The 11900-nt window shown below is 59.7% G+C and carries 14 protein-coding genes; 12 read left to right on the top strand and 2 right to left on the bottom strand.

Going from position 1 to position 11900, the window contains the following annotated elements; all coding sequences use genetic code 11:
• Window positions 1–24 precede the first annotated feature (24 nt).
• Window positions 25–495: a CreA family protein gene (locus tag JN403_RS00960; protein WP_108118986.1), complete on the top strand. Its 471-nt coding sequence runs from the start codon at window positions 25–27 to the stop codon at window positions 493–495.
• A 68-nt stretch (window positions 496–563) separates the two neighbouring features.
• Here the strand turns inward: JN403_RS00960 and rpsT are convergent, their stop codons facing one another.
• A complete protein-coding gene (gene rpsT / locus JN403_RS00955; RefSeq protein WP_037015424.1) occupies window positions 564–842 on the bottom strand; it encodes a 30S ribosomal protein S20 in 279 nt (92 codons plus the stop codon).
• A 250-nt stretch (window positions 843–1092) separates the two neighbouring features.
• On the opposite strand from rpsT, the gene murJ reads away from it, so the two are divergent.
• The 6 genes from murJ to ispH all read left to right on the top strand — a co-directional run bounded on the left by murJ (window position 1093) and on the right by ispH (window position 8531).
• Window positions 1093–2637 (top strand): murein biosynthesis integral membrane protein MurJ, encoded by a 1545-nt coding sequence (murJ, locus tag JN403_RS00950; RefSeq protein ID WP_122622724.1) that lies wholly within the window; start codon window positions 1093–1095, stop codon window positions 2635–2637.
• A gap of 118 nt (window positions 2638–2755) precedes the next feature.
• Window positions 2756–3703 (top strand): bifunctional riboflavin kinase/FAD synthetase, encoded by a 948-nt coding sequence (ribF, locus tag JN403_RS00945; RefSeq protein ID WP_205484835.1) that lies wholly within the window; start codon window positions 2756–2758, stop codon window positions 3701–3703.
• A gap of 1 nt (window position 3704) precedes the next feature.
• Window positions 3705–6536 (top strand): isoleucine--tRNA ligase, encoded by a 2832-nt coding sequence (ileS, locus tag JN403_RS00940; protein WP_205484834.1) that lies wholly within the window; start codon window positions 3705–3707, stop codon window positions 6534–6536.
• Complete coding sequence (lspA, locus tag JN403_RS00935) at window positions 6529–7041, top strand: signal peptidase II (RefSeq protein ID WP_205484833.1); 513 nt, start codon at window positions 6529–6531, stop codon at window positions 7039–7041. Before ileS ends, lspA begins: the two co-directional genes overlap by 8 nt.
• Entirely contained in the window at window positions 7034–7501 is a 468-nt protein-coding gene (gene fkpB / locus JN403_RS00930) for an FKBP-type peptidyl-prolyl cis-trans isomerase (protein WP_133774339.1), read from the top strand. The genes lspA and fkpB overlap by 8 nt, the downstream gene beginning before the upstream one ends.
• Window positions 7502–7583: 82 nt before the next feature.
• Window positions 7584–8531: a 4-hydroxy-3-methylbut-2-enyl diphosphate reductase gene (gene ispH / locus JN403_RS00925; protein WP_122622728.1), complete on the top strand. Its 948-nt coding sequence runs from the start codon at window positions 7584–7586 to the stop codon at window positions 8529–8531.
• A 21-nt stretch (window positions 8532–8552) separates the two neighbouring features.
• Here the strand turns inward: ispH and JN403_RS00920 are convergent, their stop codons facing one another.
• Entirely contained in the window at window positions 8553–9056 is a 504-nt protein-coding gene (locus JN403_RS00920; RefSeq protein WP_122622729.1) for a GspH/FimT family pseudopilin, read from the bottom strand.
• 164 nt (window positions 9057–9220) lie between these two features.
• Here JN403_RS00920 and pilV point away from each other — a divergent pair, with 164 nt between their 5' ends.
• The 5 genes from pilV to JN403_RS00895 all read left to right on the top strand — a co-directional run bounded on the left by pilV (window position 9221) and on the right by JN403_RS00895 (window position 11900).
• Window positions 9221–9679, top strand: a complete 459-nt coding sequence (gene pilV, locus JN403_RS00915) for a type IV pilus modification protein PilV (protein WP_275900173.1) — start codon at window positions 9221–9223, stop codon at window positions 9677–9679.
• Window positions 9676–10377, top strand: coding sequence for a prepilin-type N-terminal cleavage/methylation domain-containing protein (locus tag JN403_RS00910; protein ID WP_205484832.1), 702 nt, complete (start codon window positions 9676–9678; stop codon window positions 10375–10377). Before pilV ends, JN403_RS00910 begins: the two co-directional genes overlap by 4 nt.
• Complete coding sequence (locus tag JN403_RS00905; RefSeq protein WP_240356773.1) at window positions 10343–10873, top strand: PilX N-terminal domain-containing pilus assembly protein; 531 nt, start codon at window positions 10343–10345, stop codon at window positions 10871–10873. The genes JN403_RS00910 and JN403_RS00905 overlap by 35 nt, the downstream gene beginning before the upstream one ends.
• Entirely contained in the window at window positions 10870–11292 is a 423-nt protein-coding gene (locus tag JN403_RS00900) for a type IV pilin protein (RefSeq protein WP_205484831.1), read from the top strand. Before JN403_RS00905 ends, JN403_RS00900 begins: the two co-directional genes overlap by 4 nt.
• Window positions 11293–11417: 125 nt before the next feature.
• A complete protein-coding gene (locus JN403_RS00895; protein ID WP_205484830.1) occupies window positions 11418–11900 on the top strand; it encodes a GspH/FimT family pseudopilin in 483 nt (160 codons plus the stop codon).

The raw sequence follows: 11900 nt of genomic DNA, 5'->3' as shown, positions 1-11900 counted from the left end.
CATCATCAAAAGAAGGAAGCATACATGCGAGTCATGAAAGGGCTGGTAGGCGCGTTGCTGATGTTGCCGTTACTGGCGTCAGCTGAAGAGATCGGCCAGGTATCGACCGTGTTCAAGATGGTGGGGCCTAACGATCGGATCGTGGTCGAAGCCTTTGACGACCCTAAGGTCGATGGCGTGACCTGCTATCTGTCCCGTGCGAAGACCGGTGGGGTGAAGGGCGGCCTGGGTTTGGCTGAAGACCGTGCAGAGGCGTCCATCGCATGCCGGCAGGTCGGTCCCATTCATTTCAAAGAGCAATTGAAAGACGGAGACGAGGTGTTCAAGGAGCGGACCTCGCTGGTGTTCAAAACCATGCAGGTCGTGCGATTCCTGGACAAGAAGCGCAATACGCTGGTGTACCTCGTCTACAGCGACAAGGTCATCGAAGGCAGTCCGCAGAACGCCGTGACCGCAATCCCGATTCTGCCATGGACGCCAGCTCCGGCGCCTTGATGCTGAAGCGCTAAATCGAAGGCAATAAGAAACCGACCCTGAGGTCGGTTTTTTAACAAGCGAATCGCTTAGGCTGCAGCAGCAAGGTTCAGAGCCTTGATGTGGCCATTCAAGCGACCTTTATGGCGAGCAGCTTTGTTCTTGTGGATGATGCCTTTATCGGCCATACGGTCGATAACTGGCACGGCCAGAACATAAGCAGCTTGCGCTTTTTCAGCGTCTTTAGCGTCGATGGCTTTAACTACATTCTTGATGTAGGTACGAACCATGGAACGCATGCTGGCGTTGTGGCTGCGACGCTTCTCAGCCTGTTTTGCACGTTTTTTGGCGGAAGGTGTGTTGGCCACCGTCGAGCTCCTCGAAAGACTTGGGAAATAGCTAACAAAATAGGCCGCGAATCATGCCGATGAGATTGACGCTTGTCAAGGGCAGTTGATGCGTTCCGCTGAGTGGTCGCCGTGTGGTGCCGAGGTGATTTCTTTCCGGCGTGCGACCTGTAAACTCGCGGGCTTTGGCTCTGAGCTGTTTTGCGGCGCGGAGTATCGCATATATGGAACGCGCTTTGGCGCTTCCTTTGGTCAGGCGCACAACCTTTCGATGAATCTACTCAAATCGCTTGCCGCCGTTAGCTCTATTACGATGCTTTCGCGGGTGCTGGGCTTTGTCCGCGACACCATCATCGCGCGCGCATTCGGCGCCGGCATGGCTACCGATGCCTTCTTTATTGCCTTCAAACTGCCCAATCTGCTGCGCCGGATCTTCGCCGAAGGCGCTTTCTCCCAGGCGTTCGTGCCGATCCTTGCTGAATACAAAAGCCAGCAGGGCGAAGAAGCAACCCGCACATTTGTCGCGTATGTCACCGGCCTGCTGACGTTGGCGCTGGCGATCGTCACTGTTTTGGGCGTCGTGTTCGCTCCTTGGGTCATCTGGGCAACTGCGCCGGGGTTTGCCGATACGCCCGAGAAATTCCAGCTGACTTCAGACCTGTTGCGGGTGACCTTTCCTTATATATTGCTCATCTCGCTGTCGTCGCTGGCTGGCGCGATCCTCAATACGTGGAATCGTTTTTCCGTTCCGGCGTTCGTGCCGACGCTGCTCAATCTGGCGATGATCTTTTTCGCCCTCTTTCTAACGCCTTATTTCCACCCGCCCGTGATGGCGCTGGGGTGGGCGGTGCTGGCGGGCGGGCTGCTACAGCTTCTTTATCAACTGCCGCACCTGAAAAAGATCGGAATGCTGGTGCTGCCGCGCCTGAATCTTCGCGACACCGGTGTCTGGCGAGTGATGAAGCAAATGCTGCCGGCCATGCTCGGCGTCTCTGTCAGTCAGATTTCGCTGATCATCAACACGATATTTGCGTCTTTTCTTGTTGCCGGATCAGTGTCGTGGATGTACTACGCCGACCGTCTGATGGAGCTGCCTTCCGGTGTGCTCGGCGTGGCATTGGGGACGATTCTTCTGCCGATTCTCTCGAAAACCTACGCCAGTCGGGATCGCCAGGAGTATTCGCGCATTCTCGACTGGGGCCTGCGTCTGTGTTTTCTGCTGGTGCTGCCTTGCATGCTGGCGCTCGGACTGCTCGCCGAGCCGCTGACCGTCTCGCTGTTCCAGTACGGCAAGTTCGACGGTGAAGATGCCGCGATGACCCAGCGTGCGCTGGTCGCGTATTCGGTGGGGCTGCTGGGCATCATCGTGATCAAGGTGCTCGCGCCGGGCTTTTATGCTCAACAAAATATCCGCACGCCGGTGAAAATCGCGATCTTCACCCTCATAGTGACTCAGCTGTTCAACCTGCTTTTCGTCTACGTCATTCACTTGGCTCATGCCGGTCTGGCGCTGGCGATCAGTGTGGGCGCATGCCTGAACGCTTTGCTGTTGTTCTGGCAGTTGCGCAAGCAGGATCTGTTTCAGCCGCAGCCGGGGTGGCCGGTGTTCCTGGGCAAGCTGATTGTCGCCGTGGCCATCATGTCCGCGGTGCTGCTGGGCCTGATGCATGTGATGCCTGCCTGGTCGGACGGTGAGATGCTGCAGCGATTCCTGCGCCTGGGCGCGTTGGTGCTGGCAGGCGTCGTGGCGTATTTCGGCTCTCTGCTGGTATTGGGTTTTCGCGTCAGGCATTTTGCTCGCAAGGCGATCCTGTAGGATCAGTCGTCGTTTTCTGCCGGTTAACGTCGATTGTTGTGGTTTGCCCGGATGTGTCGCCTGTCGTTGACGGCGGTGTGTGGTTATAATCGGCCACTTTATGAGCAAGAAGCGCGTTATGCAGCTGGTTCGAGGCCTTCACAATCTGCGCCCGCAGCACCGGGGCTGCGTCGCCACTATTGGCAATTTCGACGGTGTACACCGGGGTCACCAGGCTATCCTGGCGAGACTGCGTGAACGCGCCGTCGAACTGGGCTTGCCCAGTTGTGTGGTGATCTTCGAACCGCAACCTCGCGAGTTCTTCGCGCCCGAAACGGCGCCGGCCCGTCTGGCCCGACTGCGCGACAAGCTCGATCTACTCGCCGCCGAGGGTGTTGATCTGGTGCTGTGTCTGGCATTCAACCAGCGCTTCAGCAAGCTCAGTGCATCGGAGTTTGTCGACACCGTGCTGATCGATGGCCTGGGCGTGAAGCATCTGGAGGTCGGCGACGACTTCCGCTTTGGCTGCGACCGGATCGGTGATTTTGATTTTCTGCAAAAGGTAGGCGCCGAGAAGGGCTTTACCGTCGAGGCGGCACAGACTGTCGAGATCGACGGCTTCCGCGTCAGCAGCACCAAGGTGCGCACCGCATTGGCCGCCGCAGACTTCACCCTTGCCGAGCATTTGCTGGGCCGTCCGTTCGAGATATCCGGCCGCGTGCTGCATGGCCAGAAACTGGCGCGTCAGTTGGGTACACCCACCGCCAACGTGCAACTCAAACGTCGTCGCGTGCCATTGACCGGTGTCTATCTGGTCAGCGCGCAGATTGACGGCAAGGTATGGCCGGGCGTTGCCAACATTGGCGTGCGTCCCAGCGTGGCGGGCGATGGGCGTCCCCACCTTGAGATTCACCTTCTGGATTTTACCGGCGATATCTATGGCCGGCGTTTGACGGTGGTATTCCACCAGAAGCTGCGTGATGAGCAGCGCTTTGCCTCCCTTGAGGCGCTCAAGACGGCGATCGATGCGGATGTCGCTGCCGCTCGTGCCCACTGGCACGATCAACCGCTAAACTTTAGAGCCTGAAATGACCGACTACAAAGCCACGCTTAATCTTCCGGACACCGCCTTCCCGATGAAGGCCGGCCTGCCCCAGCGCGAGCCGCAAACTCTGCAGCGCTGGGACAGCATTGGCCTGTACCAGAAGCTGCGCGAAATTGGCAAGGATCGGCCCAAGTTCGTGCTGCACGACGGGCCTCCTTACGCCAACGGCAATATCCACATCGGTCACGCGGTCAACAAGATTCTCAAGGACATGATCGTGCGCTCGAAGACCCTGTCGGGCTTCGACGCGCCTTATGTTCCAGGGTGGGATTGCCACGGTCTGCCGATCGAGCACAAGGTCGAAGTCACCCACGGCAAAAACCTGCCTGCGGACAAGACCCGCGAGCTGTGCCGTGCGTATGCGGGCGAACAGATCGAAGGGCAAAAAGCCGAGTTCATTCGTCTGGGCGTGCTCGGCGACTGGGACAACCCGTACCGCACCATGGACTTCGCTAACGAGGCCGGAGAAATCCGCGCGTTGGCCGAAATGGTGAAGAACGGCTTCGTGTTCAAGGGCCTTAAGCCAGTCAACTGGTGTTTCGACTGCGCCTCGGCACTGGCTGAAGCGGAAGTCGAATATCAGGACAAAAAGTCGTCCACCATCGACGTGGCCTTCCCGGTTGCTGATGCCGACAAGCTCGCTGCCGCCTTCGGTCTGCCAAGCCTGAGCAAACCTGCTGCCATCGTGATCTGGACCACCACCCCGTGGACCATCCCGGCGAACCAGGCGCTCAACGTTCACCCGGAATTCACCTATGCGCTGGTCGATACCGGCGAGCGCCTGCTGGTGCTGGCTGAAGAGCTGGTAGAGTCCTGCCTGAAGCGCTGGAACCTCGAAGGTTCGGTGTTGGCGACGGCCGAGGGTTCGGCGCTTGAGCTGATCAATTTCCGTCATCCGTTCTACGATCGTCTGTCGCCCATCTATCTGGCCGACTACGTCGAGCTGGGCGCCGGTACCGGTGTGGTTCACTGCTCGCCGGCCTATGGCGTCGATGACTTCGTGATCTGCAAAGCCTACGGCCTGACCAATGACGACATCATCAGCCCGGTGCAGAGCAACGGCGTGTACAGCCCGTCGCTGGAGTTCTTTGGCGGCCAGTTCATCTTCAAGGCCAACCAGCCCATCATCGACAAGCTGACCGAAGTCGGCGCGTTGCTGCACACCGAGACCATCACCCACAGCTACATGCACTGCTGGCGCCACAAGACCCCGCTGATCTACCGCGCCACCGCGCAGTGGTTCGTCGGCATGGACAAGCAGCCGACTTCGGGCGACACCCTGCGCAATCGCGCCGTGAAAGCCATCGAAGAAACCAAGTTCGTCCCGGCGTGGGGGCAGGCGCGCCTGCACTCGATGATCGCCAACCGCCCTGACTGGTGTATCTCCCGTCAGCGCAACTGGGGCGTGCCGATCCCGTTTTTCCTGAACAAGGAAAGCGGCGAGCTGCACCCGCGAACCGTCGAGCTGATGGAAGAAGTCGCTCAGCGTGTGGAGCAGGAAGGCATCGAAGCCTGGTTCAAGATGGACGCTGCCGAGCTGCTGGGTGACGAAGCGCCGCTCTACGACAAGATCTCCGACACCCTGGACGTCTGGTTCGATTCCGGCACCACGCACTGGCACGTCTTGCGCGGCTCGCACCCGATGGGCCACGAAAGCGGTCCACGCGCCGACTTGTACCTGGAAGGCTCGGACCAACACCGTGGCTGGTTCCACTCGTCGCTGCTGACCGGTTGCGCCATCGACAATCACGCGCCGTACCGTGAATTGCTCACCCATGGTTTCACCGTGGACGAGAACGGTCGCAAGATGTCCAAGTCGCTGGGTAACGTCATCGCGCCGCAGACCGTCAACGACACGCTGGGCGCCGACATCATGCGTCTTTGGGTTTCGGCGACTGACTATTCCGGCGAAATGGCCGTCTCCAACACCATTCTGCAGCGTAGCGCCGATGCGTACCGTCGCATCCGCAACACCGCGCGCTTCCTGCTCTCGAACCTGACCGGCTTCAACCCGGCCACCGACCTGCTGCCCGCCGAAGACATGCTCGCGCTAGATCGCTGGGCCGTGGATCGCGCGTTGCTGCTGCAACGTGAGCTGGAAGAGCACTACGGCGAGTACCGTTTCTGGAACGTCTACTCGAAGGTGCACAACTTCTGCGTGCAGGAGTTGGGCGGCTTCTACCTCGACATCATCAAGGATCGCCAGTACACCACCGGCGCCAACAGCAAGGCACGTCGCTCTTGCCAGACTGCGCTGTTCCACATCTCCGAGGCGCTGGTTCGCTGGATCGCACCGATCCTGGCGTTTACAGCCGACGAGCTGTGGCAGTACCTGCCGGGCGAGCGTAACGAGTCGGTCATGCTCAATACCTGGTATCAGGAGCTGAGTGAGCTGCCGGAAGGCTTCGAGCTGGATCGCGCCTACTGGGAGCGGATCATGGCGGTGAAGGTGGCGGTCAACAAGGAAATGGAAAACCTGCGCGCGGCCAAGGCCATCGGCGGCAACTTGCAGGCCGAAGTTACGCTATACGCCGAAGACGCGCTGGTAGCGGATCTGTCCAAGCTCAGCAATGAGCTGCGTTTCGTGCTAATCACCTCAACGGCCAGCGTCGCGCCTTTCGTCAGCGCGCCTGCCGATGCCGTGGTTGCCGAAGTCGCCGGTCTGAAGCTCAAGGTCGTCAAATCCGGCCACGCCAAGTGCGCGCGCTGCTGGCATCACCGCGAGGACGTCGGGGTCGATCCTGAACATCCGGAAATCTGCGGCCGTTGCGTCGACAACATCAGCGGCGCAGGCGAGGTTCGTCACTATGCCTAACGCATCAGCTGGCCGCATGGGCCGACTGGGTTGGTTGTGGTTGAGCGTGCTGGTAGTGGTCATTGACCAGGCCAGCAAGTTCTACTTCGAAAATCGCCTGGAGTTGTACGAGCAGATCGTCATCCTTCCCGACTACTTCAGCTGGATGCTGGCCTACAACACCGGTGCTGCGTTCAGTTTTCTGGCCGACAGTTCCGGCTGGCAGCGCTGGTTGTTTGCGTTGATTGCGGTCGTGGTGAGCGTTGTGCTGGTGGTCTGGCTCAAGCGGCTCGGGCGCGACGAAACCTGGCTGGCAATTGCCCTTGCCCTTGTATTGGGCGGGGCGCTCGGCAATCTGTACGACCGAATCGTCATCGGCCATGTCATAGACTTCATCTTCGTGCATTGGAAACAACACGGCTTCCCGGCCTTCAATGTCGCGGACAGCGCCATTACCGTTGGTGCGATCATGCTGGCTCTGGACATGTTCAAGAGCAAGAAAACCGGAGAAACCGTCAATGACTGATCAGTTGGTGACCGAACAGGCTACTCAGGAAACACGCATCGGTCAGAACACGGAAGTCACTCTGCATTTCGCGCTGCACCTGGAAAACGGTGACACCGTCGACAGCACGTTCGACAAGGCGCCGGCGACCTTCAAGGTCGGCGATGGCAGCCTGCTTCCGGGCTTCGAAGCGCTGATTTTCGGTTTCAAGGCCGGTGATAAGCGTACGCTGCAGGTGCCGCCGGAAAACGCTTTCGGTCAGCCGAACCCGCAAAACTTGCAGGTCATGCCGCGTTCGCAGTTCCAGAACATGGAGCTGTCCGAAGGACTGCTGGTGATCTTCAACGATGCGGCCAATACCGAACTGCCGGGCGTGGTGAAAGCAATCGACGATGATCATGTCACCGTCGATTTCAATCACCCGCTGGCGGGCAAGACGTTGACCTTCGAAGTGGAAATTTTCGAGGTCAAGGCACTCTGAGCATTGCCAGAGCGCTTGGCCCCGGCTCTGTTCGGGGCCTCTTCGTTTATATGTTTCATTGCGCGTAGACACGAGGCACATCATGCAAATCAAACTCGCCAACCCACGCGGCTTCTGCGCCGGGGTGGACCGTGCGATCGAAATCGTCAATCGCGCGCTGGAAGTGTTTGGCCCGCCGATCTACGTGCGCCATGAAGTGGTTCATAACAAATTCGTCGTCGAAGACCTGCGCAGCCGTGGCGCGATCTTCGTTGAAGAGCTCGAGCAGGTGCCGGATGACGTCATCGTGATCTTCAGCGCCCACGGCGTGTCGCAGGCGGTGCGTACCGAGGCGGCAGGGCGCGGCCTGAAGGTGTTCGACGCCACCTGTCCGCTGGTGACCAAAGTGCATATCGAGGTCGCGCGCTACAGCCGCGACGGCCGCGAGTGCATCCTGATCGGTCACGCCGGCCACCCTGAGGTTGAGGGCACGATGGGTCAGTACGACGCGAGCAACGGTGGCGCGATCTATCTGGTCGAAGACGAAGCCGACGTCGCCAACCTGCAGGTGAGCAATCCCGAGAACCTGGCTTTCGTGACCCAGACGACGCTGTCGATGGACGACACCAGCCGTGTGATCGACGCCCTGCGCGCGCGGTTCCCGGCCATTGGCGGGCCGCGCAAGGACGACATCTGTTACGCCACGCAAAACCGCCAGGACGCGGTCAAGGTCCTGGCCGATGAGTGCGACGTGGTGCTGGTGGTGGGCAGCCCGAACAGCTCCAACTCCAATCGCCTGCGTGAACTGGCCGAGCGCATGTCGACCCCGGCCTATCTGATCGATGGCGCTGAAGACATGCAGCGCAGCTGGTTCGACGGCGTTGGCCGCATCGGCATTACCGCCGGTGCTTCGGCGCCTGAAGTCCTGGTGCGCGGCGTGATTCAGCAGCTGCACGCATGGGGTGCCACCGGCGAAGACGAGTTGGCCGGGCGCGAGGAAAACATCACCTTCTCGATGCCCAAAGAATTGCGCGTCAAATCGCTGCTGTAATCCGGTCATCCTGTCACCGCATCATGCACAGGGCTCGCTGCCGAATCCTTCGGATCGCAGCGTGACCCTGCCGGTCACCGCAATCGCCAACTGATAGCGACTGACAGGTGAGTCTTTGAGGCACACTGCCAGTGTGCCGTTGGCGTTGTTCAGCAGCCGCCCCGTGTTATCAAAGCCAATTCGCGCCGCCACTTTGCTGTTGCCGACGACCCTGACATTTCGGTGGCTGGCGAACTCGGTCAGTGACAGCTCGCCCTCGTCCTTGAACTGGTTGCGGTTGCTGTCAACGAACACGTTCCAGCCTCGGCTCCAGTCATTGTCCAGCGCCTGCATCACCACCGGTTGACTGCGCAGAATCGCCTCCGTGCGAGCCATCCGCAGCCCACTGGCCAGTTGCTGAGCCGTGTCCTGACGGCGTTGAGAATCGATCAGTTGCCCGAAGGCGGGGATCGCCAGCGTGGCGACGATGCCGACAATCACCAGCCCTGCCAGCAGTTCTATCAGCGTCAATCCTTGCTGTTTCACGAGCGTCTTCCGTTGAGTGCGGCGCTAAAGCAAACACCCGCTTAGCCGCGCTGACAACCGGGTCGATTGTCAGCCGGTATGTCCGCAAGCCGCCGTTACACATCCTCCGGGCAAACCGCTGCGCATCGTCTTCAATGGCGTCTGCATGGGAATCGTCGAGGTGAATGGTGCGAGGGAAAACGATGCAATCGGGGATGACATTGATCGAAGTGCTGGTCGCGTTGCTGATCTTCAGCGTTGGCATATTGGGCGTGGCGATGTTGCAGCTCAATGCGCTGAAGTACACCGACAGCTCCATGCGCAGCCTGCACGTCAGCTTCATCGCCCATGACCTTTTCGAGCGCATCCGCGCCAATCCTGGCACCCGCTACGCGCTGTCTTCTCTGAGTCAGGCTCCTACCTCCGGCAGTCTCGCCGTGCCTCGCCAGCAAGACCTGTACGACTTCGCGACGCAGTTGAAACGCGCGGCCGGTGACGACGCCGAGGCATCCATAGCGGTGGCGGGATCGAGCGTGACCCTCACGCTGACGTGGGACGATTCGCGTGCCAGCCAGGAGGCCGTGCAGAAGCAAACGCTTACGCTGACCGCAGATGTCTCTGCCGAGCGGGTCGCACGACAATGAGGCCTCTGGAGAAGGGCTTTGGCCTCGTCGAAGTCATGCTGGCGCTGGTGTTGGGATTGGTGATGTCGCTGGCCTTGGCGCAGATATTCATCAGCTCAAAGAGCAGCTATGCCAGTCAGACATCGTCCGCCAGCCTGCAGGAAGACGCACGATTCGTGCTCAGCAAAATGGTTCAGGAGGTGCGGCTGGTGGGCATGTTCGGCTGCCTTGGGAATGTTGACGACGCCAGCGTCGGCAATGGCTTCTCCAAGGCGTATGAAGCGCCGATCCACTGGGACGCCAGCTCCCAGACCCTGACCCTCGCCACGGCAGGGACCGGGGAGGGCGGCGGCTGGTCGACCTGGGTTATTCACACTGACTGCGTGTCATCCGCCACCGCGTACACCAACGGCCGGGCGCCTCGGCTTTCCGCAGATGAGACCGCGATGCCCATTCACCGGCAGGTCTATCGCTTCAACAAGGCACGCAATGAGCTGTCACTGAACGGTCAGCCTCTGGTCAGCAACGTGGGCGCATTCAGTGTGCTGTTCGGCGTCGCCGGTTCGCTCAACGATCGCTCCATCGCGCGGTACGCTGCCACTGCCGAACCCTCGTTGATCCGCAGCGTACGCCTGACCCTCACCCTGTTCGACCCCGCAGACCGGGCGCAGGAACAGACCATTGATGTTGTCGCTGCCATCCGTAATCGACTGGGGTAAGTGCATGAAGATGAATGCACAACGTGGTGCGGTGTTGATCGTCAGTTTGGTGTTCCTGCTCTTGTTGACCCTGCTGGCGACATCGTCGATGCAGAACGCCACGCTCCAGGAAAAAGTGGCTGGCACGCTTAAGCTGCGCGATGCCTCGTTTCAATCCGCCGAGACAGCGCTGCGCATCGCGGAAGCGAGAATCGTGGCAACGGGTTTTTCCCTGCCAGCTTGTTCGTCGCCAGCCAAATGTGTGCCACCGCCTGAAGCGCTGACCCTTTCAAACAGCGGCACCAGCGGGCCTTCAGGAGTGAATTGGGTCGCAACGCGAGGTGGTTTTTACGGCATTCAGCATGTCGGCCAAACCGACCAACCCGCCGGTGGCGCAGACGGTCAACTTTGGACCTTGTACCGCGTGACGGCCATTGGCATCCAAGGCGACTCACGGACTGTGCTCGAAAGCATCCACACCCAGGAGCGTCGCGTGATGTGGCGGCAGCGGCAATGAACAGACGGACCGCGGGTTTCACCCTGATCGAACTGCTGATTGCCATCGCCATCGTCGCGATACTTGCCGCCGTCGCGTACCCGCAGTACAGCGAATACACCCGGAAAACCCGCCGCTCGGAGATCGCTGGGGTGCTGGTTGAAGAAGCGCAGAAGCTGGAGCGGTTTCACTCGCGGGCAGGGCAGTATTCGGACGTCAGCGGGCCGCCGGCGTTTAGTCATGAGGTGTCGGTCGGGAATGCGTTTTATCGGATAGGGGCAGAGCGTAAGGAGCGGACGTTCACGCTGACTGCGTCGCCGATGGGCGGGGGGATGATGGCGGGCGATGCCTGCGGCAGCTTTGTGCTGGAAAACACTGGCAGGCGCGACAATCTCGGGATGTCGGGGGCTGCCAGTGTGGCGGGGTGTTGGGGGCGGTGAGATGACATATGAGGCCTGCGGCACAAGGCGTCAGGGCATTCGTCCGTCGAAAACAGCCACACATCCCCCCGACAAATATTGAAACAACCGGTTGCGATATAGTTTCTCCATTAAGGAGAGATTAAATGGCTAAAGGGTGTCGGGGTTTTACGCTGGTCGAGTTGCTGGTGACTATCACGTTGGTCGGCATCCTCGCCGCGATCGCCATTCCGAGTTTCAGCACGGCGATTCAAAACACCAAGGCAGATACGGAGGTCAGTGACTTTCAGCGTTTCCTCAACTATGCACGTCAGCAGGCGATAAACAGTGGGACTGTGATTCGCATCACGCCAATGGTTGCCGGAAGCGCATGGAATACGCAACTCAGTATCGTCGATCCTGCAACGAGTCCTGTTACGACGTTGCGTGTGCTATCAGCGATGGACACGGGCTCAGTGCTGACCGTCAACGGGAATCCGAGCGCTATCGATTTCAATAACTTGGGTGGTTTGGCTGCCCCGGTGCCGACGCCTGCCGCGGCGCTGAGCATCACATATACCCGAGGCACCATCAGCAGGGTGATCAACGTTTGCCTAAGCGGGCGCATCGTATTAGGTAATTGCATATGA

Source organism: Pseudomonas sp. 15A4 (assembly GCF_016925575.1).
Taxonomy (GTDB): domain Bacteria; phylum Pseudomonadota; class Gammaproteobacteria; order Pseudomonadales; family Pseudomonadaceae; genus Aquipseudomonas.
Note: the sequence above shows the minus strand (reverse complement) of the source record. Positions and strands in the feature narration are given on the sequence as shown.

What these genes read in the sequence shown, in the direction of transcription:
- JN403_RS00960 (WP_108118986.1), top strand. Translation starts at nt 25, where the DNA reads ATGCGAGTCATGAAAGGGCTGGTAGGCGCGTTGCTGATGTTGCCGTTA.
- murJ (WP_122622724.1), top strand. Translation starts at nt 1,093, where the DNA reads ATGAATCTACTCAAATCGCTTGCCGCCGTTAGCTCTATTACGATGCTT.
- ribF (WP_205484835.1), top strand. Translation starts at nt 2,756, where the DNA reads ATGCAGCTGGTTCGAGGCCTTCACAATCTGCGCCCGCAGCACCGGGGC.
- ileS (WP_205484834.1), top strand. Translation starts at nt 3,705, where the DNA reads ATGACCGACTACAAAGCCACGCTTAATCTTCCGGACACCGCCTTCCCG.
- lspA (WP_205484833.1), top strand. Translation starts at nt 6,529, where the DNA reads ATGCCTAACGCATCAGCTGGCCGCATGGGCCGACTGGGTTGGTTGTGG.
- fkpB (WP_133774339.1), top strand. Translation starts at nt 7,034, where the DNA reads ATGACTGATCAGTTGGTGACCGAACAGGCTACTCAGGAAACACGCATC.
- ispH (WP_122622728.1), top strand. Translation starts at nt 7,584, where the DNA reads ATGCAAATCAAACTCGCCAACCCACGCGGCTTCTGCGCCGGGGTGGAC.
- pilV (WP_275900173.1), top strand. Translation starts at nt 9,221, where the DNA reads ATGGTGCGAGGGAAAACGATGCAATCGGGGATGACATTGATCGAAGTG.
- JN403_RS00910 (WP_205484832.1), top strand. Translation starts at nt 9,676, where the DNA reads ATGAGGCCTCTGGAGAAGGGCTTTGGCCTCGTCGAAGTCATGCTGGCG.
- JN403_RS00905 (WP_240356773.1), top strand. Translation starts at nt 10,343, where the DNA reads ATGTTGTCGCTGCCATCCGTAATCGACTGGGGTAAGTGCATGAAGATG.
- JN403_RS00900 (WP_205484831.1), top strand. Translation starts at nt 10,870, where the DNA reads ATGAACAGACGGACCGCGGGTTTCACCCTGATCGAACTGCTGATTGCC.
- JN403_RS00895 (WP_205484830.1), top strand. Translation starts at nt 11,418, where the DNA reads ATGGCTAAAGGGTGTCGGGGTTTTACGCTGGTCGAGTTGCTGGTGACT.